The 23,035-nt window shown below is 64.4% G+C and carries 17 protein-coding genes; 4 read left to right on the top strand and 13 right to left on the bottom strand.

Annotation, left to right across the window (positions count from 1 at the left end; translation table 11 throughout):
- Positions 1-1,401, bottom strand: a 1,401-nt coding sequence (locus tag P4L93_10185; GenBank protein ID MDR3687311.1) for a hypothetical protein, incomplete at its 3' end; no start/stop codon positions are given.
- Positions 1,402-2,306: 905 nt separating this feature from the next.
- Between P4L93_10185 and P4L93_10180 the strand changes: the two genes are divergently transcribed.
- The 3 genes from P4L93_10180 to P4L93_10170 all read left to right on the top strand — a co-directional run bounded on the left by P4L93_10180 (position 2,307) and on the right by P4L93_10170 (position 6,318).
- Entirely contained in the window at positions 2,307-3,638 is a 1,332-nt protein-coding gene (locus P4L93_10180) for a collagen-like protein (GenBank protein ID MDR3687310.1), read from the top strand.
- 156 nt (positions 3,639-3,794) lie between these two features.
- Positions 3,795-4,655 (top strand): hypothetical protein, encoded by an 861-nt coding sequence (locus P4L93_10175; GenBank protein MDR3687309.1) that lies wholly within the window; start codon positions 3,795-3,797, stop codon positions 4,653-4,655.
- A gap of 310 nt (positions 4,656-4,965) precedes the next feature.
- Positions 4,966-6,318 carry a collagen-like protein gene (locus tag P4L93_10170; protein ID MDR3687308.1) on the top strand — a complete coding sequence of 451 codons (1,353 nt, stop codon included), beginning with the start codon at positions 4,966-4,968 and terminating at the stop codon, positions 6,316-6,318.
- Between the two features lie 107 nt (positions 6,319-6,425).
- On the opposite strand, the gene P4L93_10165 is transcribed toward P4L93_10170, so the two are convergent.
- The 9 genes from P4L93_10165 to P4L93_10125 form a co-directional block, all read right to left on the bottom strand.
- Positions 6,426-7,535: a universal stress protein gene (locus P4L93_10165; protein ID MDR3687307.1), complete on the bottom strand. Its 1,110-nt coding sequence runs from the start codon at positions 7,533-7,535 to the stop codon at positions 6,426-6,428.
- Positions 7,536-7,589: 54 nt separating this feature from the next.
- Entirely contained in the window at positions 7,590-8,279 is a 690-nt protein-coding gene (locus tag P4L93_10160) for a hypothetical protein (protein ID MDR3687306.1), read from the bottom strand.
- Positions 8,279-8,854, bottom strand: coding sequence for a potassium-transporting ATPase subunit KdpC (gene kdpC / locus P4L93_10155; protein MDR3687305.1), 576 nt, complete (start codon positions 8,852-8,854; stop codon positions 8,279-8,281). Before kdpC ends, P4L93_10160 begins: the two co-directional genes overlap by 1 nt.
- Positions 8,855-8,863: 9 nt before the next feature.
- Positions 8,864-10,939 (bottom strand): potassium-transporting ATPase subunit KdpB, encoded by a 2,076-nt coding sequence (kdpB, locus tag P4L93_10150; protein ID MDR3687304.1) that lies wholly within the window; start codon positions 10,937-10,939, stop codon positions 8,864-8,866.
- A 9-nt stretch (positions 10,940-10,948) separates the two neighbouring features.
- A complete protein-coding gene (gene kdpA, locus P4L93_10145; protein MDR3687303.1) occupies positions 10,949-12,676 on the bottom strand; it encodes a potassium-transporting ATPase subunit KdpA in 1,728 nt (575 codons plus the stop codon).
- Between the two features lie 12 nt (positions 12,677-12,688).
- The gene (locus P4L93_10140; GenBank protein MDR3687302.1) at positions 12,689-12,778 is read right to left on the bottom strand and encodes a potassium-transporting ATPase subunit F; all 90 of its coding nucleotides are present in this window, start codon (positions 12,776-12,778) and stop codon (positions 12,689-12,691) included.
- A 387-nt stretch (positions 12,779-13,165) separates the two neighbouring features.
- Entirely contained in the window at positions 13,166-13,882 is a 717-nt protein-coding gene (locus P4L93_10135) for a response regulator transcription factor (protein MDR3687301.1), read from the bottom strand.
- The gene (locus P4L93_10130) at positions 13,879-15,444 is read right to left on the bottom strand and encodes a DUF4118 domain-containing protein (protein MDR3687300.1); all 1,566 of its coding nucleotides are present in this window, start codon (positions 15,442-15,444) and stop codon (positions 13,879-13,881) included. The genes P4L93_10135 and P4L93_10130 overlap by 4 nt, the downstream gene beginning before the upstream one ends.
- A 51-nt stretch (positions 15,445-15,495) precedes the next feature.
- Positions 15,496-17,010, bottom strand: a complete 1,515-nt coding sequence (locus tag P4L93_10125) for a discoidin domain-containing protein (GenBank protein MDR3687299.1) — start codon at positions 17,008-17,010, stop codon at positions 15,496-15,498.
- Positions 17,011-17,235: 225 nt separating this feature from the next.
- Between P4L93_10125 and P4L93_10120 the strand changes: the two genes are divergently transcribed.
- Entirely contained in the window at positions 17,236-18,558 is a 1,323-nt protein-coding gene (locus tag P4L93_10120) for a hypothetical protein (protein ID MDR3687298.1), read from the top strand.
- 27 nt (positions 18,559-18,585) lie between these two features.
- Here the strand turns inward: P4L93_10120 and P4L93_10115 are convergent, their stop codons facing one another.
- Genes P4L93_10115 through P4L93_10105 form a run of 3 tightly spaced genes read right to left on the bottom strand, consistent with a single transcriptional unit; the run spans position 18,586 to position 22,800 of the window.
- The gene (locus tag P4L93_10115) at positions 18,586-19,251 is read right to left on the bottom strand and encodes an NAD-binding protein (protein ID MDR3687297.1); all 666 of its coding nucleotides are present in this window, start codon (positions 19,249-19,251) and stop codon (positions 18,586-18,588) included.
- Positions 19,252-19,260: 9 nt separating this feature from the next.
- Positions 19,261-19,929, bottom strand: coding sequence for a TrkA family potassium uptake protein (locus tag P4L93_10110; GenBank protein ID MDR3687296.1), 669 nt, complete (start codon positions 19,927-19,929; stop codon positions 19,261-19,263).
- An 18-nt stretch (positions 19,930-19,947) separates the two neighbouring features.
- A complete protein-coding gene (locus P4L93_10105; protein ID MDR3687295.1) occupies positions 19,948-22,800 on the bottom strand; it encodes a cation-transporting P-type ATPase in 2,853 nt (950 codons plus the stop codon).
- Positions 22,801-23,035 lie beyond the last annotated feature (235 nt).

Genomic DNA, 23,035 nt, shown 5'->3' with positions numbered 1-23,035 from the left:
GTTCGCGGGCGTGGTCACCGAGGCGGTCGTTGGTGCTGTGCGGTCGAGGGTGAAGGTTACAGCCGTGCCGGTGAACGTGTTGCCCACCTTGTCGGTCGCCCTAGCCGTGACCGTGTATACGCCGTTGCTCAGCGTGCTCCACGCTGGCATCGTGGCCGAACTTGTCCAGGTCGCACTCGACCCGCTGGTCGTTGCCGTATTCGTAGCAGCCAGATAGGCTGCCGAAGCCTGCCATGCCGAGCCGGTCCAGTAGTAGTTGTCGCTCGGGCGCTGCAGAGTGAATGACGTCGAGTTGGCGTTCAGCCCCGCGCCGCCGGCGTTATCGGCAGCGGACCCCGAGAACGTTGCGGGCATAGTACCTGCACGCCAGCTTGAAAGATCGGCAGGCGTCGTAACCGTCGCGGTTGCCGGTGCTGTGTTGTCGAGTGTGAAAGTGACAGCCGAGCCGGTGAAGGAGTTGCCGCTCTTGTCCTTGGCTGTTGCCGTGACCGTGTAGACACCATCGGGAAGAAGGTTCCACTCCGGCGGGAGCGTGGAGGTGCTTGTCCAACTTGCGGTGGTTCCTGCCGTAGTTGCGCTATGCGCGGTGCCGAGCGGGAATGCACTCGCTCCCCAGCTCACGCCGTTCCAGTACTGGCCGTCGGGACGCTGCAGCGTGAACGTCGTGCTGTTCGCGTTGAGGCCAACGCCGCTCGCATCATCGGCGGCGGAGCCCGAGAACGATGCTGGAACGCCGGCACCGGCGTAGATCGATCCACTCGCAGGTGAGGTCACAGATGCGGTGGCGGGGGGCGTCGTGTCCATATGGTAGGTGACGGTGACTTGGATGTAGTCGACGGTTCCGGTTCTTGTGGAGAAGCTGCTCGTGTTCTGGGCCTGGAGTACTACGCCGAATGTGCTGGCGTTGATCTCGGCAGGGGTCCAAGTCGTTCCCCACAAGTTGCTCGTGCCGCCGTACGAAGCCGTCGTCAGCGAGGTGGGCCACGTCGTGCCCGAGAACAAGTTCGAGCCTACGAGCGTACTTCCGTCCTTGGTGAGCTGGACGACCGCATCCTGGAGGTTCGAGCTGTTGCTGCTCTGCCGGTTGATCGTGACCGAGACTCCGTCGACCACCGCGGTCGTCGGGATGCTGAAGCCATAGCTTGTGGCCCGCAGCTGTGCGCTGTTGCTGCTCGAAGGAATCGCGCACGTCGCGTACGGCGAACCTACGGTCGTGATGTTGCCGGGGTTCGACCACGCGGTGCCGCTGCCCCCGCTCGCGCCAGCCCCCGCGTTGTTCGGGCCGCTCGACAGCGCGAATGCCGAGACAGGTGCAATCCCGGCTCCGATCAGGGCACACATGAGTGTCACCCACAACGCCATAAGCGAACCGGTCTTCGCAAGACTCCTCGTGCGGTCCATCGGTGCCTCCATTGTGGATTTGACACGGACCAGCCATCGGCCGGCCCATTCCGTACGGCTCTCAGTGCTCGCATCAGGACGTGAATCAGCAGAGGAATGTCCCACGCTCAGGGGGTCATTCGACATGCCAGTGGCAGTTGCGAATGCCGGGAGCCACTCAAGGCCGACGGTCGACAGACGTCTGGCTCCGGTCGGTTCGTTGCTTTGCAGACAACCCCGTGAGCGGTCCATGTGCTCTCCCTCTCCCCAGCGGGCCGGAGACATGTGCCGGCAAGACACCCCCCGTATCCATGCTCGCGTCCAGAGGCGGTGCAGGAATCGGCGCTCGTGGAACGCAGCAGCTACGCCTGCATTCGCTCGTCGCGGAAACCCGTTGGCTCCCCTTTGGATTCCCCAATCAACGCACGAGGTCGCACACCCCGCAGTGGCATTGGCCTGGCGCCCCGTCCCATCGTGCCTGCGCTTGAGTATATGAAGTGACCTTACCACGTTTGGGAGGACCAGCGCCCGCACTCCTAACCTATATCGGGGACAGACGGTCTCAGCTTGGGGACGGGAGGTGCTCTGAGGAGAGCGAACGCGCCTGTGCACAAATCTCATAGATTTTGGTACGATTAAGGACAGCTGGAGGCGATACGCGAGAAATTCTCGCGGGTAGAAGCTAAAGTATGATGGGTAAGAGCCGATAGCCAATATGGGAGTGTATGCAGTCCGCACTGAGTACATTCCTTCCGCGCATACGCGCGAGCGACTGTCTGACGTATGGCAGGCGCTGGTTTCAAAGATGGGACAGGACGCCGTTCGTGGGATCGGGTGGCGCCGCGGGAGGGGAGTTAGCGATGCTGGCAAGAGCTAGTGGGGCTGCACGTCGAGCATTTGGATCCAAAGCACTATCGGTGGTGATTGTGTCTGCGGTTCTCGCAATCCTGCTTGCGACAACCAGCGCACTCGCTGCCAACGGCAGCATCTCTGCTGCCTACAACAAGAAGACCGGCGTGGTGCGCGTTCTCACCGGCAAGACACCCAAGCTCAAGAAGGGCGAAACGCGCATCGCCTGGAACCTCGCAGGCACCCAAGGTGACAAGGGTGACAAGGGCGAGAAGGGCGACCAGGGCGCGCAGGGCCCGGTGGGCCCGACGGGTGCGACTGGCGCTACCGGTCCTGCCGGTCCGGCTGGCGCGACAGGGGCAACCGGTACGATCGGCTTCCAGGGCCCCAAGGGCGAGCGCGGTGACCAAGGCGCAACCGGCACCCCCGGCTGGCAGGGCGACAAAGGCGACAAGGGCGACCGTGGCGACCAGGGTTTCCAGGGCGACAAGGGCGACCGTGGCGACAAGGGTGACAAGGGCGATCAGGGGTTCCAGGGGTTCCCGGGCCTGCAGGGCGACAAGGGCGACAAGGGCGACCAGGGTGCCCAGGGCCTTGCGGGACTCATGGGCCCGCAGGGGCTAAAGGGCGACAAGGGTGACCAAGGTGCCCAGGGCGACCGCGGCTACCAAGGCGATAAGGGCGACCAGGGCGCTCAGGGTCCGCAGGGCTTCCAAGGTCTCAAGGGCGACAAAGGCGACCAGGGCGACCAGGGTGCCCAGGGCCTTCAGGGCTTCCAGGGCCTCAAGGGTGACAAGGGCGACCAGGGTGCCCAGGGCGACCGCGGCTTCCAGGGCTTCCCAGGGCTGCAGGGCGACAAGGGCGACCAAGGCGACCAGGGTCCGCAGGGCCTTGCGGGGCTCATGGGCCCACAGGGTCTGAAGGGTGATCGAGGCGACCAGGGTGCTCAGGGTGCTCAGGGCTTCCAGGGCCTCCAGGGTCTCCAGGGTCTAAAGGGTGACAAGGGTGACCAGGGCATCCAGGGCTTCCAGGGTTTGCAGGGCTTCCAGGGCATTCAGGGCCTTCAGGGCCTCAAGGGTGACCGGGGCGACCAGGGTGTCCAAGGCTTCCAGGGCTATCAGGGCGCCAAGGGTGACACCGGCACCGCTGGCCCGAAGGGTGACCGTGGCGACCAGGGCATCCAGGGCCTCAAGGGTGACCGTGGCGACCAGGGCTCGCGCGGAGACACAGGTACTGCTGGTGTCGGCCTGACCGACAACGGCGATGGGACGGTCTCTTGGTACGGACCCAACCACAGCTACTCGATGCGCATCACGAGCTCCGGAATCGAGTTCCACGGGCCATCCGGCACGGGCTACTCCAACCAGACGTGGACGCACGACACCACCAATCACTGGAGCAACTTCTAGTAGTTCGAGCGTCAATCGCATGCGGGCCCCGGCAAGATGCCGGGGCCCGCTCTTTTTCGTCTCGGGATTCCGCCGCCGAGAGGCGCCACAGAGGCGCCGCTTCCTGCTACGCTTTGGACACCGCGTCATGCATGCTTACGGCACGAAGGGAACGACATGTCCTCACGCAAGATGTTTCGCCTCCTGCTTGCGGCCGCCCTACTGGCAACTGCGTGCCTCGCAATGACAGCGTGCTCTCCCGAGAAGATGACTGCGTCCAGGTTGCATGGCACGTGGTACGAGGACGTGACGGGCCAGCCCTACGAGTTCATCTCGGACACCCAACTGGTGCTGCCTGTGGCAGACTCAAGTGGCAGCAACGCCGTGACATACAGCGTCATCGGCACCGACAAACTCTCGATCACGCAGGGCCAGCTCATCCACGTCATCGACATAACCAAGCTCGATAGCACGGAACTCGACACGCGCGACGCGGCCGCAGCCACAACCAACCGCTACTTCCGCAAGCTTGAGGACACCACGTGGGCGAAGAATCGCGCGAGCGCGGAAGACGGAGCGCTGCCGGCCCTCAAGAACTTCCCGAACATCACGCCTCAGTCGAAGATCACGTGGCTCTCCCCGGAGCCAACCAGTTCCGCCGATGTGTGGAAGAACTACCCCACCTCGACGATTCAGCGGTATGCCAAGGCTTGGGACTGGGCCGGGATAACCCGCAACCAGGCCGTATCGCTTATCGCGTCAGGCTCGGCCGGATCCGAGGGCTTCGCGGTCGACTTCACACGCGTCGTGCCGACGGCCCAGCAGCTGTCCGACTTCAAGTCGTCGACGGGCCAGAACGTCATTGCTGGGGCGCCGTACATCGCCGTAGGTTACGCAGGCTCGATGAAGCAGTATCCGGCAGGCGCGTTCGTGTACCTGAACAGTCGACTGCTGTACTCGCTGGGCGGAGGATTCGCGATCGACGTGCAGGCTGGACCAACCGCGGCCGACGGATTCGTCCCCGGCACCCACCAGTAGCCTCCAACACAGCCTCGCAAGTTTCGAGAACCCATCTGGCGGGTAACGGGTGAGATAGGGGGCGAGACGTGACGGCCAGTGGGGAGACTGGGTCGCGCCGATTCGTACGTTCTTCCCGATGGCCCCGCAGATGGCGCTAAAGTAACCGCGCTAGCTGCCGATATGTTATATAGAGTTGTGTTCCAAGTCCGTCCCTGCGCATTCGCCGGATCGAGTGCGCCAGACGGTGTACGGCTAGGCCAGCAGGGATCATGCGTGGGCCAACAAAGCCGCCCTCCCGGACCGGGGTGGTCGTGGGAGGGAGTGGGGGATGTTCTCCAAAGCTGGGGATATTGCGCGCAAGGCGTTCGGATCCAAGGCGATAACGATTGCGATTGTGTCTGCTCTAGTCGCGGTTCTGCTTGCCTCGACCGGCGCCTTCGCAGCGAACGGCAGCATATCGGCTGCGTACAACAAGAAGACCGGTGTTCTACGCGTCCTCACTGGAAAGACCGCTAAGCTCAAAAAGGGCGAGTCAAGAATCGCCTGGGGCTCCGCAGGTCTGTCCGGTGCGCAGGGCGTGAAGGGCGACAAGGGAGACACCGGTGCAACCGGTGCTCTCGGCGCCACGGGTGAGACTGGCGCAACTGGCGCTCAGGGGCCTGCCGGTGCGGCTGGCTCGACGGGTACTGCCGGCTGGCAGGGCTCGAAGGGCGACAAGGGCGACCAAGGCGACCAGGGTTGGCAGGGCCTGCCCGGCGACAAGGGCAACCAAGGCGACAAGGGCGACCAGGGCTCGGCGGGCGATCAAGGCTCGCAAGGCTCCAAGGGCGACAAAGGCGACCAGGGTTGGACGGGCTCGCAGGGCAATGATGGCTCGCAGGGTTCCAAGGGCGACAAGGGCGACCAGGGCTTCCCAGGTCTCCGAGGCGACCAAGGGGCTCAGGGCGATCAAGGCTCGCAGGGTCTCGCGGGCTTCATGGGTCTCCAGGGCCTGAAGGGCGACCAAGGCGATCGCGGTGACCAAGGCGATCGCGGCGTTCAGGGCGCTCAGGGTTCCAAGGGCGATCAGGGTGCTCAGGGCGATCAGGGTCTTCAAGGCTTCCAGGGCTTCCAGGGTCTTCAGGGCTCCAAGGGCGACCACGGTGACGCAGGCCCGCAGGGTCTTGCAGGATTCATGGGTCCCCAGGGTCTCAAGGGCGACCACGGAGATACGGGCGTCCAGGGCGCGCAGGGTCTCGCCGGAATTCAGGGCTTCCAGGGCCTGAAGGGCGACCAAGGCACGCAGGGCTATCAGGGCGCACAGGGCCTCGCAGGTTCGATGGGCCTGCAGGGTACCAAGGGCGACCGCGGAGACACCGGTGTCCAGGGCTATCAGGGCTATCAGGGCGCCAAGGGCGATACTGGTACTGCCGGAGTGGCAGGCGCACGTGGCGACACTGGCTACCAAGGCATTCAGGGTGCCCGTGGAGACAGTGGCTCTCGCGGCGACACTGGTACCGCTGGCGTGGGCCTCACCGACAACGGTGACGGTACGGTCAGCTGGAACGGCCCCGGCGGCGCCGGTCACAACTACTCGATGAAGATCACGAGCACGGGGATCGAGTTCCAAGGACCGACCGGCACTGGCTACTCGAACCAGACGTGGACGCACGACAACACCAACCACTGGAACAACTTCTAAGCTGTTCGTTTCTGACTCAAGAAGGACCTCGGCGAGTGTGCCGAGGTCCTTTCTCGTTCTGATTGCAACGCAACAAAACACCGAGCTGAAGCCGGACCCGCCTCGCCCTACTGCGGCTCGGTCGAGTTCGACTCGGCAACAATGACTACGTCGATATTGCGAGTCTCGCGCATGATGCGGTTGACGATGGACCCGTGAAGGATCTCGTCGAGCCGCCCACGCACTGACTGGCCCATCACGATGAACGTGATCTGATGCGAGCGCGCGAACTCGATGATGCCGGTCGCGGTGTCTTCGCTGCTCACCTCGATGAAGTTGCCAGTGAGCTCCTCGGTCAGGGCTCGGATCTCGTCGACCGCCTCTTGCTCGCCCGCGCCGAGAAGTACGGCGGCCGGCTTGACCAGAATGACCCACATGTCCCCGTCGAGCCTGTGCGCGAGTTGAAAGCCTCGGCGCACCAACTTCGCGCTCTGCTTGCGCGCTGTGACGGCGACCAACACTCGATCTACCGCTCCCCACGTCTTGTCGACGTCGTGCGAGGCGATGAACTCCTCCAGGTCGTCGTCGACTTCCTCGGCGGCCTTACGGAGCGCCATCTCGCGAAGTGCAACGAGGTTGCCTCGGCGGAAGAAGTTGCTGAGTGCCTGGTCCACCTTGTCGGGCGCGTAGATCGCGCCCCGACGCAAACGGTTGATCAGCGCGTCGGGTGGCACGTCGACGAGTTCGACCTCATCAGCCTGGTCCAAGACTCGGTCGGGCACCGTCTCTCGCACGCACACGCCGGTGATCGTACACACCGTGTCGTTCAGGCTCTCAAGGTGCTGCACGTTGACGGTCGAGAGCACATTGATCCCGGCGTCGAGAAGCTCCTCAACCGACTGCCAGCGCTTCTCGTGTCGAGTGCCCGGCACGTTGGTGTGCGCCAGCTCGTCGACGAGCACGCTCTTGGGATGTCGCGCTATGACCGCGTCGGTATCGAGCTCCGTGAAAGTAGCGCCGTGGTAGTCGATGAGCTTCGGCGGCACGATCTCGAGACCCTCGACCATTGCAAGCGTATCTGGGCGCAGGTGCGGCTCGACGTAGCCGATCACGATGTCCTCGCCGCGCGCACGGCGACGCTGGGCCTCGGCGAGCATCGTGTATGTCTTGCCGACGCCGGCGGCGTAACCCAGAAACACCTTGTGGCAGCCCGGCTTGCCCAAGCTATCCGCGGTCAAACTCGTCCTCCCGTCGTAGGCACCAGCCATCGGTCACGATAGCGCAAAAGCCCATCACGACTCGTCACAGACGCTACCTATGATCCGCGAATGTGAAGAGCGGACCGCCAACGCCCGCTCGCGCAGCGCCACGAGCGTGCGCTTCCGGAAGAAATGCATGAGCGCTGGCCGGACCTCATCAGCGGGCATCACCGCGCCATGCTTGAGGCGGACGAGCAGATCCTCCGGGTCGATGTCGACCACAATCACATCAGCCGCGTCGACGAACTCATCCGGGATTGTCTCGGCGACGCGAACGCCACTCACCTGATAGACGTAGTCGTTGAGACTCTCGACATGCTGTACGTTGAGCGTCGAGAGCACGCCAATCCCCGCATTGAGAATCTGCTCGACACACTGCCATCGTTTTTCACACTCCATCCCCGGCACGTTCGAATGCGCAAGTTCGTCGATCACGGCCCATTCCGGATGCCGGGCGACGACGGCATCGGTGTCCAGCTCGGCGAACTCGCTGCCGTGGTAAACGACACGCAATGGTGCGATTGTCTCCATGCCTTCGGACAGCTTCTTTGTTTCAGGCCGGACATGCGGCCCCAGGTAGCCTACGACCACGCCTTCGCCTCGCGCCGCACGCAGCCTGGCCTCGACGAGCATCGCGTAGGTCTTCCCCACACCTGGGGCGTATCCGAGATAGAGCCGGTGCGTCCCGCGAGGCGCAGCGCACCGGCTCTCGCTGTCAGCCATTACTTCGCCTGGTCCAAGGCTAGGTTGAGCTCAAGCACGTTGACCCGAGGCTCGCCGAGGAACCCGAGGTCGCGCCCGGACGTATACCTCGCCACGAGCTGCTTGACCGCGTCTTGCGTCAGCGCTCGCGCCTGGGCGACGCGAGCAACCTGCAGGGCTGCGTTGTCCGGCGAGATGTCGGGGTCTAGCCCGCTGCCCGAGCTGGTAACCATGTCGATCGGGACGGAGCCTGGCTTGATGTGATCCGCACGCTCGGCCAGGCCGACCAGCCGCTTCACGTTGTCGACCAGCTTGGCGTTGGTCGGCCCGAGGTTACTCGCACCCGAGGCCATCGGGTCGTATCCGTTGGTACCGGCCGCGGACGGACGCGGGTGGAAGTACTTGTCGGCAGTGAAGGACTGAGCGATGAGCGTAGAACCAATCACGGTGCCGCTTTGGTTGGTGACGAGACTGCCGGCGGCCTGCTTGGGGAAGAGAACGGCGCCGATGCCCCACACCACGAGCGGATAGATCAGGCCGGTCAGGACGACGGTCACAACCGCCATGCGAAGCGAGATAAGAAGTGCGCGTCTCATGCCGGTCTCCTAACCGAGGTGGAATGCGACGAGGATGACATCGATCAGCTTGATGCCGATGAACGGCAAGATGATTCCGCCGAGCCCGTAGATCAGCAGATTGCGGCGAAGGAGTGCGCCCGCGCCCACCGGCCGGTACTTGACGCCTTTGAGCGCCAGCGGGATGAGCGCCACGATGATGAGCGCGTTGAAGATGACGGCGCTCATGATCGCGCTCTGGGGCGAGTGCAGGCCCATGATGTTGAGCTTGGCGAGCTCCGGGTGCGTCACCATGAACATCGCCGGAATGATCGCGAAGTACTTCGCAACGTCGTTGGCGATGGAGAACGTCGTCAGCGAGCCGCGTGTCATGAGCAGCTGCTTGCCGATGGCTACGATCTCGATGAGCTTGGTGGGGTCGGAGTCCAGGTCGACCATGTTGCCGGCTTCCTTGGCAGCGCTCGTCCCTGTGTTCATCGCGACGCCAACATCGGCCTGAGCGAGCGCCGGCGCGTCGTTGGTACCATCGCCGGTCATCGCGACCAGCTTGCCGCTCCCCTGCTCCCTGCGGATGAGCTCCATTTTGGTCTCGGGCGTGGCTTGCGCAAGGAAGTCGTCCACGCCGGCTTCCTTGGCGATGACCGCCGCCGTGATCGGGTTGTCGCCGGTGATCATCACCGTGCGGATGCCCATCGCGCGAAGCTGCTCGAAGCGCTCGCGGATGCCGCCCTTGACGATGTCCTTCAGGTGGATGACGCCGAGCGCCTTGTTGCCTCGCGAGACCACGAGCGGAGTGCCGCCCTTCTCGGACACGCTGCGCACCAGTCCGTCGAGATCGGCCGGTGCGGTACCGCCAAGCGACTCGACCCACGTAGCCACCGACTCGCTTGCGCCCTTGCGGATCTGCTCGTCGCCTATGTCGATGCCGCTCATCCGCGTCTGCGCCGTAAACGGGATGAACTGCGTGGTGGCCTCGTCGAGATGTCGCTCGCGGATGCCGAACTGCTTGGCAAGTACGACGATCGAGCGGCCCTCAGGCGTCTCATCGGAGAGAGATGCGAGCTGCGCGGCGTCGGCGACCTCGGTCTCGGTGACGCCCGAGACTGGCAGGAACTCGGCGGCCTGCCTGTTGCCGAAGGTGATGGTGCCCGTCTTGTCGAGCAGCAACACGTCCACGTCGCCCGCGGCCTCGACCGCGCGCCCTGACATCGCGAGCACGTTGCGCTGCACGAGGCGGTCCATGCCGGCGATACCGATTGCCGAGAGAAGCCCGCCGATGGTTGTCGGGATGAGGCAGACGAGGAGCGCGATGAGAACGCTGACGGACACATCACCCGACGAGTAGATTGCGAACGTCTTCAGCGTCATGACCACGAGCACGAAGATGATGGTCAGCACGATAAGCAGGATGTCGAGCGCAATCTCGTTTGGGGTCTTCTGGCGGCTGGCGCCCTCGACGAGCGCGATCATGCGGTCGAGGAACGTCTGGCCCGGGTCCGACGTGATGCGGACGACGATGCGGTCCGAGAGGACCTTCGTGCCGCCAGTTACCGCGCTGCGGTCGCCGCCGCTCTCGCGGATGACCGGGGCCGACTCGCCGGTGATGGCGGACTCGTCGACCGAGGCGATTCCCTCGATCACGTCGCCGTCGCCAGGGATGATCTCGTTGGCAACGACAACGACGGTGTCGCCTCGGCGAAGATCGGAGGCCGCCACGATCTCGGTATCGCCGGATGCCGCCAGACGGTTGGCGGTGGTGTCGGTGCTCAAGCTGCGCAACGCATCCGCCTGGGCCTTGCCACGTCCCTCGGCCATCGCCTCCGCGAAGTTGGCGAACAGGACGGTGAACCAGAGCCAGAACGCCAGTGCGACGAAGAAGCCCAGGTCCTTGCCGCCGCTCGAGGCTGAGGCGATTGCGTATGCCGTGGTGATGATGCTGCCGATCTCGACAACGAACATGACCGGATTGCGGTAGAGCGTACGCGGGTCGAGTTTGCGAAGCGCATCGAGAATGGCGCCGACGATGAGTTGAGGATCGGAGGCGACGCCGCCGCGGGGCTTATGTTCCTTGCTCTCTACTGCATCGGTGAGATTGGTGTCAGACATCGATCCTCCTTAGAAGAGCCGGCCGGCGGTCATGAGCAGGTGCTCGAGAATCGGACCGAGCGCGTAGACGGGGAAGAACGTGAGCGCCCCGACAATGATGATCACGCCGACGAGCAGGCCGACGAAGAGCCCACCGGTTGTCGGGAACGTGCCAGAGGACGGTGGCGCGACCTTCTTCTGCGCCATGGCGCCGGCAATGCCAAGCACAGGGACGATGAAGAAGAAACGACCAACGAACATGCCGATGCTCAGCGCGATCGTGTAGAACGGACCGGTAGCGTTGAGGCCGGCGAATGCGGAGCCATTGTTGCCGACCGCTGAGGTGGCGGCGTACAGGATCTCGGAAAGTCCGTGCGGTCCGGTGTTGGCCACGGCCGAGGCAGCCGGCGGGTAGACCACTGCGATGCCGGCGATGATGAGGATGCCCGCTTCCAGCGCGAGCACCGAGAGCATCGCGAGCTTCATCTCTGTCGGCCCGATCTTCTTGCCGAGATACTCCGGCGTTCGCCCGACCATCAGGCCGGCGATAAACACCGCGATAATCGCGAAGATCAACATGCCGTACAGGCCCGAGCCCACGCCTCCGAACACAATCTCGCCAAGAGCGATGTTGAGCATCGCCATTCCTCCGGCGAGCGGCGTGAGGCTGTCCTGCGCGGCGTTGACGGCACCGCACGAAGCCGCGGTCGTCGCGTTGACGAACAGCGACGTCTGCGCGATTCCGAACCGCACCTCCTTGCCTTCCATGTTTCCGCCCGAGCTGCCGGCGGTTTGCGCTTGGTTGGCCCCGACGCGAGCGAGGTTAGGATTGCCCGCGCGCTCGAAGCCATAGACCACCGAGAGACCAACGATGAAGATCAGCGTCATCGCGGCCAGCAGCACCCAGCCTTGGCGGGTGTCCCCCGCAAACTTGCCCACCATGTACGCGAGTCCCGCCGGGATGACTAGGATCGCGAGAATCTCGAGGAAGTTCGTGATCGGCGTAGGGTTCTCGAAGGGATGCGCCGAGTTGGCGTTGAAGAAGCCGCCGCCGTTCGTGCCCAGCTCCTTGATAGCCTCCTGCGATGCGACGGGGCCCTGCGCGATTGTCTGCATCGCGCCTTCCACGGTCTTTACCTGGGTCGGGCGACTGAAGTTGTCGATGACACCTTGGGACATCAGCCCCAAGCTGAGAATCAGCGAGATGGGCAGCAGCACGTAGAGGCACGCGCGCGTCAGGTCGACCCAGAAGTTGCCGATCTCCTTGCGTCCCATGCGCGTCAGACCGCGCACGAACGCGACGGCAACCGCGATGCCGGCCCCTGCCGAGACGAAGTTGTGCCACGTCAGTCCCACCATCTGCGTGAGGTAACTCACGCCGGTTTCCCCCGCGTAGGCCTGCCAGTTCGTGTTCGTCATGAACGACACGGCAGTGTTCAGGGCGAGCAGGCTCGGCATGCTCGGAACGCCGGCGGGGTTCAGCGGCAGTACGCCCTGCAGGCGCAGTAGCGCGTAGAGAAAGAGCAGTCCCACGCCCGAGAACATCAGCACCGAGATCGCGTAGGCGACCCACGTCATCTCACCCTCGGGGTCGACACCCACCATCCGATAGATCCCGTGCTCAACAGGTGCGAGCACAGGGTGAAGTAGCGTCTTCTCACCCGTGAATACCTTAAATAGGAAAGTGCCCATCGGCTTGGCAGCCGCAACGATCAAGACGACGTAGAGCGTCATCTGTATGAGGTCTATGAGTGGCATCTCGGCTGCCTCCTACAGGCGTTCCGGGTTGATGAGCGCCCAAAGTAGATAGAGCAGAACGCCGACCGAAATGATGCCGACGATGATGTCTTGTGCACTCATCGTCCGGACACCATCCTGTCCGCGAGGTACACGTAGACGACGGTGATGCCCACCGCGACGACGACACCTAAGACAACGAGCACATCAATCAAGAACTCCATCAGCTACACCCCTTCTTTGAACTCAACGCGCGCGCTTGCGAGCGTGACCGTGACGACGCGTTTGACCCACCCATGCCCACATTGCGATCAGCGCTGCAACGAACACCAACGCCGAGGCCCAAACGATCATGACGCGACTCCATCCGGTCGGTACTCAAGATGCACGGACGCACAAAAGCCCGCCCTCCAAGTATGGCGAGCGGACTGTTCAGGACGCGTAAAGGGCTCGAAGGCCCGCGTGAAGATTGCGAAAAGATTCGCCGATAGCCCGAAACGGAGGACGAATCTAGCCCGCTTCGGGCTCCACGAATCGGAATCCGACGCCCGGCTCGGTCAGAATGTAGTGCGAGACATCGCCCGGCGACTCGATCTTGCGACGTAAATGCGACACGTGGACGCGTAACGTCTGGGTGTCGCCTACATACTCGGGCCCCCACACCGAGTCGAGCAGCATCCGCGAGGTCACGACTCGACCAGCGTTGCGCGAGAGCATGGCGAGGATATCGAACTCGGTGCGGGTCAGGTGCACGAGCTCGCCCTTCACCGTCACCGTTCTCTTGGGATAGTCGACGCACAGGTCGCCGGAGCGAAACTCCGCGACGGCAGTGTCGACTGAGTGCGTGCGACGTAGCAGAGCGCGGATGCGCGCGAGGAGCTCGCCAGTGGAGAACGGCTTGGTGAGGTAGTCGTCTGCGCCCGAGTCGAGTGCGGCGATCTTGTCGTCGTCGGCGTTGCGCACCGACAGGATGAGGATTGGGCCCTCGTACCACTCGCGCAGCCGTTTGCAGGCCTCAAGGCCGCTCATTCCAGGCAGCGTGAGGTCGAGCACGATGATGTCGGGCGTTCGGCTTGCGGTCATCTCGAGGCCTTGCTCGGCGGTCTCGGCGAGGTCGACCTCATAGTGGCGGGCCTGCAGAACCGACTTCAGCGCTCGGCGAATCTGCTCCTCGTCGTCGACGACCAACACTCGCTGGGCTCGCTCGGGGGCACCTTCGGGTGTCACGCTGGCTCCTTGGGACTCGATGGGATCGTCAGCACGAAACGCGAGCCACGGGGCTGCGCGTCTTCTACTCTCAGTGTTCCATCATGGGTTCGCACTATCTCGCGCGTAATCGCAAGGCCCAGCCCCGTGCCCGCCGGCGCACTTGCCGACGCATGGCCGCGGTAGAACTTCTCGAATATGTGCGCCTTCTCGGCGTCGGTGACTCCAGGGCCCGCGTCGGTGACCGACAGCTCGATCCCACCGCCTGCTCGGCGAGCTGACACGCGCACGGGCGCGTCGGCCGGCGAGTAGACCAGCGCGTTTTCCACGAGGTTCGAGAGCGCGCGGGCCAGCTGAGCGAAGTCGGCGCGGATATCGGGCAGGTTCTCGGGCAGATCGAACCGGACGCGCTCGCGCTGACTCGCCGAGAGCCGCGAGAGCACCGTGCCCAGGACGTCGCGCACGTCGTACAGGTCGAAATGCGGCTGCCAGGCGTCGGATTCGAGGCGCGAAAGATCGAGCAGGTCGCCGATGGAGTCGTTGAGCCGCACGAGGTCCTCGGCGACGGCGGTGAGCTCCTCGTGAACGCGCGCTGCATCGCAGCCCTCCCCTTCCTCCACCAGTCCGGTCACGCGGGCCGTGGCCGCCGCGAGGGGCGTCTTGAGCTCGTGCGAGACGGAGCTGACCAGCGTGGACTTGAGTCGGTCGGCCTCGCGCAGTGCCTCCGCGTGAGCCGCGTCGCCCGCGAGGCGCTGGCGCTCGAGCGAAGTCGCAGCGAGGTTGGCGACCGCCGCGAGCAGTCGCGCGTCGTCTGCCGAGAACCCTGCGGGCTGCGCTGGGTCGGCGAACAGGACGCCTTCGAGACTGTTGGCCGTCTGCAGCGGCAGGAACGCCCCCGCGGTCTCGACTCCAGGAATGGCATCGGAGGCGCCTACTGAGACGAGCCGCTGATCGTAGGGCACGCCTTCGGTTGCGGGCAGGCCGACCGCCTTGCTCGTGCGCAGCACCCAGCCAACCAGCGCCGCCTCTCCGCTCGACGGTCGCAGCAGGCCAGCCTGCGCGAGGCACCGCGGAGTCCCCGTGCCCGGGCCGCCGACGTAGAGGGCCGCGCGCCGGGCGCCGAGCACCTGGGTGACCTGGCCGACGATGAACTCGGCTATCGCCGAGACGCTCTTCTCGGAGGCGACGCGGAAGGCGAGCCGATTGAGCAATGCGAGTTCGTCCTGGCGGCGGACTGCGGCGCGCTCACGAGCGCGGAGCTGACCGGTCTGTTGGCCGGCGATAAGTGCAATCAGAAGGAAGACGACTAGGCCGAGCCACTCGGACAGCGATGCGACCGTGACGTGGTAGTAGGGCGGGATGAAGAGCAGGTCGAGCGCTAGGAACGCGAGCACGGCTGCTGCCGTCGAGGCGCGAACGCCGACAAGGCGAGCGATGGAGATGATGACCGGAACGTACAGCAGCATGAAGACGGTGGTCTGAAGCAGATCGCGGAATGGCAAGAACAGGAGCGTCGCCAGGCCCACCGCCACAATCGCGAAAGGGTACCCTCCACCCGCCGTTGTCAGTCGTCGCCAGTTCATAGCATCGAGCCTAGCACGCAAAGACAGCACCTGGCGCGGGCAGCGCGGGCATCAGTAGACTCGCAGCATCGTGATTCCGTTGGCGGAGTTGTGCGACGTGCCCGAGACCGCGAGGCGCACCCATCGGGTCCTGGATGGGGTGAAGCGGTACGTCTCGACCCCGGCCCAATCGCCGCCGCTTCGCGCGACCCGCACGGTACGCCAGTGCTTGCGGTCATAAGAGACCTGCACCTTCAGGGTTGCCGAGCGACTCGCTCCCCACCGCACTCCCACGCCGACGGCGCTCACCGTCGTTCGGCGCTCGAGTTTTACGTCGATCCACTGCTTGCCCTTCGACGTCCACGACGTCGACTCCGAGCGGTCGATAGCGCGAGACGGCGATCCCGAGCTCGCCACCGTGCGAACGATGCGCCAGGGCTTCTGGGCCGGTGTGAGTCGACGGAGACGCTGGAGTGCCTCCAGGTAGAAGTAGTCGCCGAAGGACTGGCCGACGTCGTAGGAGCCAGCGCTGTAGCTCATCGTTCCATGCAGGAGCACCGCTGGGTTCGGCCCGGTCGAGAGGTAGTTCGGCGATGACAGAGACTGCAGCGTTGCTCGCGCCGCAGCCTCGTAGCGGGTGCGGTTGGCGACGTCCGGATCGAGCATCGACAGGTCGATCAGCCCCGAAGCTGCCACCGCAGCAGCCGAGCTGTCTCGGGGGGCGTTGGGAATGTCAGGCGCTTCGAAGTCCCAGTACGGCACCATGTCATCAGGAAGGTGCGCGAGATACCAGTCGGCCACTTTGCGAGCCGCTGCTAGAAGCACCGGGTTGTGCGTCTCGCGGTAGCCGTTCGCGAAGCCGTGGATGGCCCAGGCCTGGCCGCGAGACCACGTCGAGTCGTCCGAGCAACCTTGCCTCGTCCCTCGGTCGACCACCGCGCCGGTTGATGTCTCGTAGGAGACGAACTGGTACGTGCTGCCGTCCGCGCGAACGAAGTCCCGCGCGGTCGTAAGCGTGTGTGCGTTGGCCACGGAGCGCAGGACCGGCGAACCGCCGTGGTCGGCTGCCCACCACAACAGCTGCACGTTCATCAGATCGTCGATGATGACGGTGGCCGTGTTCGTGGCGCTGGCGGGGCTCACGACGCCAGCTGCGGGATTGAAGCCGATGGCCATGGAGTTGGCTGCCACGAGCGCTTGGCTCCTCGCGGCCGCATCGCCGGTGAGGTCGTAGTCCGACGCGCAGCTGTAGAAGTAGCGGATGCCGATGTCGAGCTCGGTCCACGCCGGATCGTGGCGGGCGATAGGCGCCAGCCGAGTGTTGGCGTGAGTCCTGAACCATCCGTCACCCCTCAGCGCGTAGAGACGCCAAAGCTCGCCAGGCAGGTAGCCACTCGTCCATCCGTCGGGCCCGAGGGTGATCCAAGCGTTGTCACGCGTGTAGTAGGTGAACGCCCAGTACGGAAGCTGAAGTTCCGTCGCACGGACACGGTTGGCTGCAGCGCTCTCGGCAGACCGGAGCTGCGCATCCGCTGCAACATCCGCTCGAGCGGCGTGCGGAAGAGACAGGAAGCCGACGGCTCCCATTAGAGCCGCCACCAAGGCGAGTGCCGCGCGAACCCGAAGGTCGCTCCTACCCAACAAGTGCCTCAACCTCTCACAACGAAGAACATTCTCGTCCGGCCTGTCGCCAAACCCACGTCACGTCCCGGCGCGGCCGTAACAACAGGCAAAACCATCGGGCGCATTGGTCAACCTGAAGTATAGTCTGTGGACACGCAGGATTCGCCTAATCGAGGAAGGGGTGCGCCGATGAGCTTCGGGATACGACGTTGTGCTCGGCTCGGCGTACTCGCGATCGCCATCGCTGTCGTGGTCTCGGGCGTGCCCGCGTCGGCGAGCGCCAAGGCGATGAGCCGGTCGGCGCAGAGGCTTGACCTGCGCTCTCGCGCGCTGAGCGCCACCAACAACGAGCTGCGCTACCTGCACACGAGCTGGTTCAAGGCCATCTACCCCGCCTACGAGACGACCGCTGCCCCTGTGTACGGGCCTGACGGATCCCTTCAAAGCACGGTTAGCGTCGAGATTCTGCCTTCGAGACTCACGAGCATCCGCGCCGAGGCGATGGCCGCCTACGCGACCGCCATCGCCCTGAACAAGGGGTACTACCGCACCAAGACCGTCACGGTTAGCGGGAGCGTGGCCGCGCACCGCACGGTTGCCTGGATCAACGACCTCGCCGTGTCCTACGGCCGTGACCATTGGGGAAGCGGCTGGCAGTCGGCGCTGTGGACCACGTACATGGGCTTCGGCGCACGAATGGTCTGGAACAACCTCCCGCCAGTCACACGTAGTCTGGTAGCCAGTGACGTCGCCGCCGAGGCCGACCACCTGCTCACGATCGATCCGCCCTACTACATGGATGCGTCTGGCACCGTGCTCACTCCAGGCGACTCCAAATCGGAGGAGGACGGCTGGAACGCCTCGCTGCTCTTGTTCGCAGCCCGCGAGTTCTCGAGCAATCCCCACTCGCTGGATTGGGACCGGCAGGGGCGCTGGTACGCGCTCATGGCTCTGGCAACTCCGGCACAGGTGGGGACGGACCCCCGCATCAAAGGCAGCAATCTGAATTCAGACGGGACCGTGACCAACCACAGCCGCATCAACCCCGACTACATGTTCTCAGTCTCGGAGATGATCGCGAAGGTGTCGCTCGTCTCGGCTCGGGCGGGCAAGAAGGTGCCCGGCGAAGTGATGAACAACCTGGGGCTCGTGTGGTGGTCGCTCAACAATCGGATGTTTCCCGTGCCGCAGTTCCGGCCGCCCGGCGGTACGATCTATCGCCGAGGGAAGAACCACACACCCACGCCCAACATCTACTACCCGACGAGCATCGACCGCAGCGCCGTGCGCCGGTTCAACGCTGCCGAGTTCGACATCGAGGTCTTCGGCGCCAAGATCGACCCGAAGTCCTACGGCTGGGCCAAGGCGCATCTCGACTTCACCCTGAAGCAGCAAAGCCGTCACAAGGCCGGATACATCTTCTCAAAGGGCGAGACGGCGTACGCCGAAGACGAGCAGTTCGCAGCGGCCTCGCTCGCTGAGACGACGTACCGACTCAGTTCGATGCGATAGGCGTCTCCGGACTACTCGGCGTCGCCCCTACTGGTGGACTCCGAACGTCGCGCGCAGTCGTGTCTCTTCGCCGATTGCGGACAGGATCAGCACCTCGTCGCCAGCGCCCAGCAGCGTGTCGCCTCTCGGCACGACGATCTCGCCGCCCGAGATGATCGCCATGATGTGGGCGGCCTTGGGGAGATTGAGTTCGGCGAGCGTCTTGCCCACGGCCTTGGCATCGGCGGTCAGCGTGAGCTCGTCGATGACCATGTTCTCCGCCGACAGGCCCATCAGCGTGATGACGTCGCCGAGGCTGACCTCCTTCTCGATGAGGTTGTAGATGACGTTGGCCGTTGAGATGGCCACGTCCACACCCCACTGCTTGGTGAAGAGCCACTCGTTCTTGGGGTGGTTGGTTCGCGCGAAGACGAGCGGGACCTTCAGCGTTGTCTTGGCGAGGAACGAGACCACGAGGTTGTCCTCGTCGTCGCCCGTGAGAGCAGCGACAAGGTCGGCGTGGCCCACGTTGGCGCGATCCAGCACGCTCGGCTCGCAGCCATCGCCGCGCACGACACGGACGTCCGGCATCCGGGCCGCGACGTACTCAGCGCGGTCGGGGCGCGGCTCGATGAGCGTCAGCGAGTGGTGGGCGCGCAGCTTCTCTGCGAGGTAGACGCCCGACTTGCCCGCTCCGACGATAACGATGTTCATCGTCTTCACCTACTCCTTGAACCCGAGCAGGCGCTCGAGCTTATCGGCGCTCTCGCGCAGCACGTTGATGTAGAGGACGTCGTCCTTCTCAAAGGTGGTGCCGGTGACCGGGAGGACGCCTCGGCCACCTCTCAGAATCGCTCCAACGGCGATCTCGCCCGGAACTGACAGGTCGGAGATGGCCTTGCCGATGAGGGAGGCGGGCAGTTCGACCTCCATCATCTCGACGTCGGCGTCGCCGTACTGGTACTCGCTGTGCAGGTCGGGGTGCGTGACCATGTCGAGCAGGCGGGTGCTCGTCCAAGACACCGAGGCGATGGTCGAGATGCCGAGGCCGCGGTAGATCTCGGCGCGGCGCGGGTCGTAGATGCGCGCGATGACGCGGGGCACGCGGTAGAACTCCTTGGCCGTACGTGCCGCCACGATGTTGCTGTTGTCACCCGAGGTCACGGCGGCGAAGCAGTCGGCGTCCCTGATGCCGGCGTCTTCGAGCACGTCGCGGTCGAAGACCGGGCCGATGAACTTCTGGCCCATGATCTCCTCGGACTCGTCACAGTCGAACACGAGCGGGTCCTGGTCGATGACCGAAACCGTGTGCCCCTCGAACTCGAGCATCTTCGCGAGGTAGCGACCGACTCGGCCATACCCTCCGATGACTACGTGCAACCGGTTCTGCATTCTCGCCTCACCTCGCTTTCAGATCAGGTCTGACGCCGGCTCGGGCGCCTTCTCGACCTTGGCGTCGGGCTTCTTCGCGCTCATGCGCAGGAAGTACTTGCGGATCTCGTCAGCTACCAGCAGCAACGGGGCGAACGCGGCAAGAACGAGCCACTGCATTCCGCTCATCGCCGCAGTGCTGAATATCGCCTGGACGGGCGGCACGTACACAATGATCGCCTGGAAGACGAGTTCCGCGACGATACCCCACAACAACATCTTGTTGGTGAAGAATCCCACCTTGAAGATGGACTGCCGGTGCGTTCGCATGGCAAAACCGTTGCCCACCTGCGCCATGACGATGCCAGTCAGGGCCATCGTAGTCGCGAACATGTAGATGCCTGTCGCGGGGCTCGCGCCGATCGGCATCTGCCCAAGGGCTGCCATGCCGGCCCAGTCACCGAAGTGCCAGCCGTAGAGCATGTAGGCGTAGAAGAACCCGAACATTCCTACGGCAGCGGCGAGCGGACCCAAGAACAGGTACGCCTTGATCACCATTCCCCACGTGAGGATAGGCTCGCCGGGGCGCTTGGGCGGGCGCTCCATCACGCCGGGCTCGGGGTTCTCGAGGCCGAGCGCGAGCGCCGGCACCTGGTCGGTTGCCAGGTCGATCGTGAGGATCTGCAGCAGCGTGAGCGGCAGCGGGATGCGCAGGAAGACCATCGCAAGGAACGGCACCATCTCGGCGACGTTCGAGGTCTGGAAGTAAGTGAGGAAACGCCGAATGTTGTCGAAGATGGCGCGGCCTTCCTCGACCGCGTTGACGATGCTCGCGAAGTTGTCGTCCGTCAGGATCATGTCGGCAGCTTCGCGGGCAACGTCGGTGCCGGCCTTGCCCATCGCGATGCCGATGTCGGCCGCTTTGAGTGCGGGGGCGTCGTTGACGCCGTCGCCGGTCATCGCGACGACCTCGTTCATGGACTGCAGCGTCTGAGCGATACGCATCTTGTGCTCGGGGACCACGCGAGCGAAGCAGACCTGCCCGCTCAGGGCCTGCTTGAGTGCGTCGTCGTCCATGGTCTCGAGGTCGGCCCCGGTGACGATGCGGGCGTCCGGCGAGGTGATGATGCCGATCTTGCGAGCGATCGCCTCGGCGGTCAGGCCGTAGTCGCCGGTGATCATGATGACGCGGATACCGGCTGTGTGGCACTCGGCGACAGCGGCGGTCACCTCGGGTCGTGGCGGGTCCTGCATCGCTTCGAGGCCGAGCAGAGTCAGGCCCTGCTCCATTACGGACATCTCGGCACCATCTTCGCCGCTTTGGACCGGGCGCTCGGCAACCGCGATGACTCGCAGCGCTTGGCTCGCCAGGCGGTCGTTGGCCTCGAGCGCGGCTGCGACGTCGGCGCCTGTAATGGGGCGTATGCCGCTGGCGTCGCGCACTTGCGTGCACAAGCCGATGGTCTCCTTGGGGGCACCCTTCACATACGCGACCAGTTTGTTACCAACGTCGCAGACGACCGTCATGCGCTTGCGGGTCGAGTCAAAGGGGTGCTCGAATCTCCGAGGATGCGTCTCCTCGAGCTCCTCGATGTCGAAGCCTGCCTTGGCGGCGGCGACGAGCATTGCGGCCTCTGTAGGATCGCCGAGGATGGTCCACAGCCCGCCCTCTTCCTCTGGGGCTCGCAGGCGCGCGTTGTTGCAGAGCACCGCCGCAGCGAGGCAGTCATCGAGGCGCTGCTTGGACTCACCGGTCACCGCCGCGCCGTCGGTCGTGAAGGAGCCCTCGGGCGCGTAGCCGACGCCGTCGACCTCGACGGTGGTGCCAGGCAGCCACACCTCGCGCACCGTCATCTGGTTGGCGGTCAGCGTGCCCGTCTTGTCAGTACAGATGACGGTTGTCGAGCCGAGCGTCTCAACGCTGGAGAGCTTCTTGACCAGAACGTTGCGCTTGGCCATACGCTGCGCGGCAACCGATAGCGCCATGGTCAGTGTCGGTAGCAGCCCCTCCGGAACGTTGGCCACGATGATGCCGATAGCGAAGACCGCGGCGGCGAGCCACGTCATCCCCACGATCATCTTGCCGATGACGAAGAAGAATATGCCGAGGATGACGGCGATGAGCGAGATCAGCTGGCTGAGCCTCGCGATGTTGCGCTGCAAAGGCGAAAGACGCTCGGCGACGCTCTGAGTCAGCCCGGCGATCTTGCCGAACTCTGTGGTCATGCCCGTTGCGTATACAACTGCGCGGCCCTGCCCGAGCACTGCAGTGCTGCCGGTGAAGATGTAGCTCTCCACGTCGGTGATCGAAGGCGGATCGGCGATCAGCACGTCTGCTCGGCGAACCACCGGATCGACCTCGCCGGTCAACGCCGAGTTGTCGACGCGCAGATCCGCCGAGTAGACCAGTCGCGCATCCGCCGAGATCAAGTCGCCCTCCTCGACGACCAACACGTCGCCCGGGACAAGAACGCGCGCATCGATCTCTTGCATCTGTCCGCCGCGAATTACCTTCGCCTTGGGCGGCAACATGTTCTTGAGTGCTTCGATGGCCTTCTCGGCGCGGTACTCCTGCACGAAGGCAAAGACTGCGTTGAGCAGGATGACGAGGATGACGGCCCAACCGAGCGCAGCTTGGTCGGACGCGAACGACAGAGCCGCAGCGACCCAGAGCAGGATCGCGAACATGTTGAGCAGGTGCGCGGAGAACCGGCGCCACATAGGGATGGGCCTCTTGGCCGTCAGTACGTTCTCGCCGTAGGTCTCAAGCCGCTTGCTGGCTTCCTCGGCGCTGAGGCCCTTTCTCGACGACTGCAGCAGGCCATACACCGCATCTGGTGCAACACCGCACAAGTCAGAAGGGCCGGCCATCGTCTCTTCGGGTGATTCCATCAATCCTCGTCCCAGTTCGAAGGCCCTAAGGGGGCTAGGGCGTGAGGCTTCGATTCCACGGATTCCGTGCGATTCCTGCCGAGCGAGGCGACCTCGAGTGCTGTCGCCTTTGGCTATCTTGCGTGTGCGCGACTTCGTCTTGGGTAACGAGCGCGCCTTGGGCAGCCGCGAGAACAATGCGATGGAGTATGCGCCGAAGCGAGTTGCGAAGGCGTGAAGAATCCGCCCACAGGTG

Source organism: Coriobacteriia bacterium, assembly GCA_031292615.1.
Classification (GTDB): Bacteria; Actinomycetota; Coriobacteriia; order Anaerosomatales; family JAAXUF01; genus JARLGT01.
Note: the sequence above shows the minus strand (reverse complement) of the source record. Positions and strands in the feature narration are given on the sequence as shown.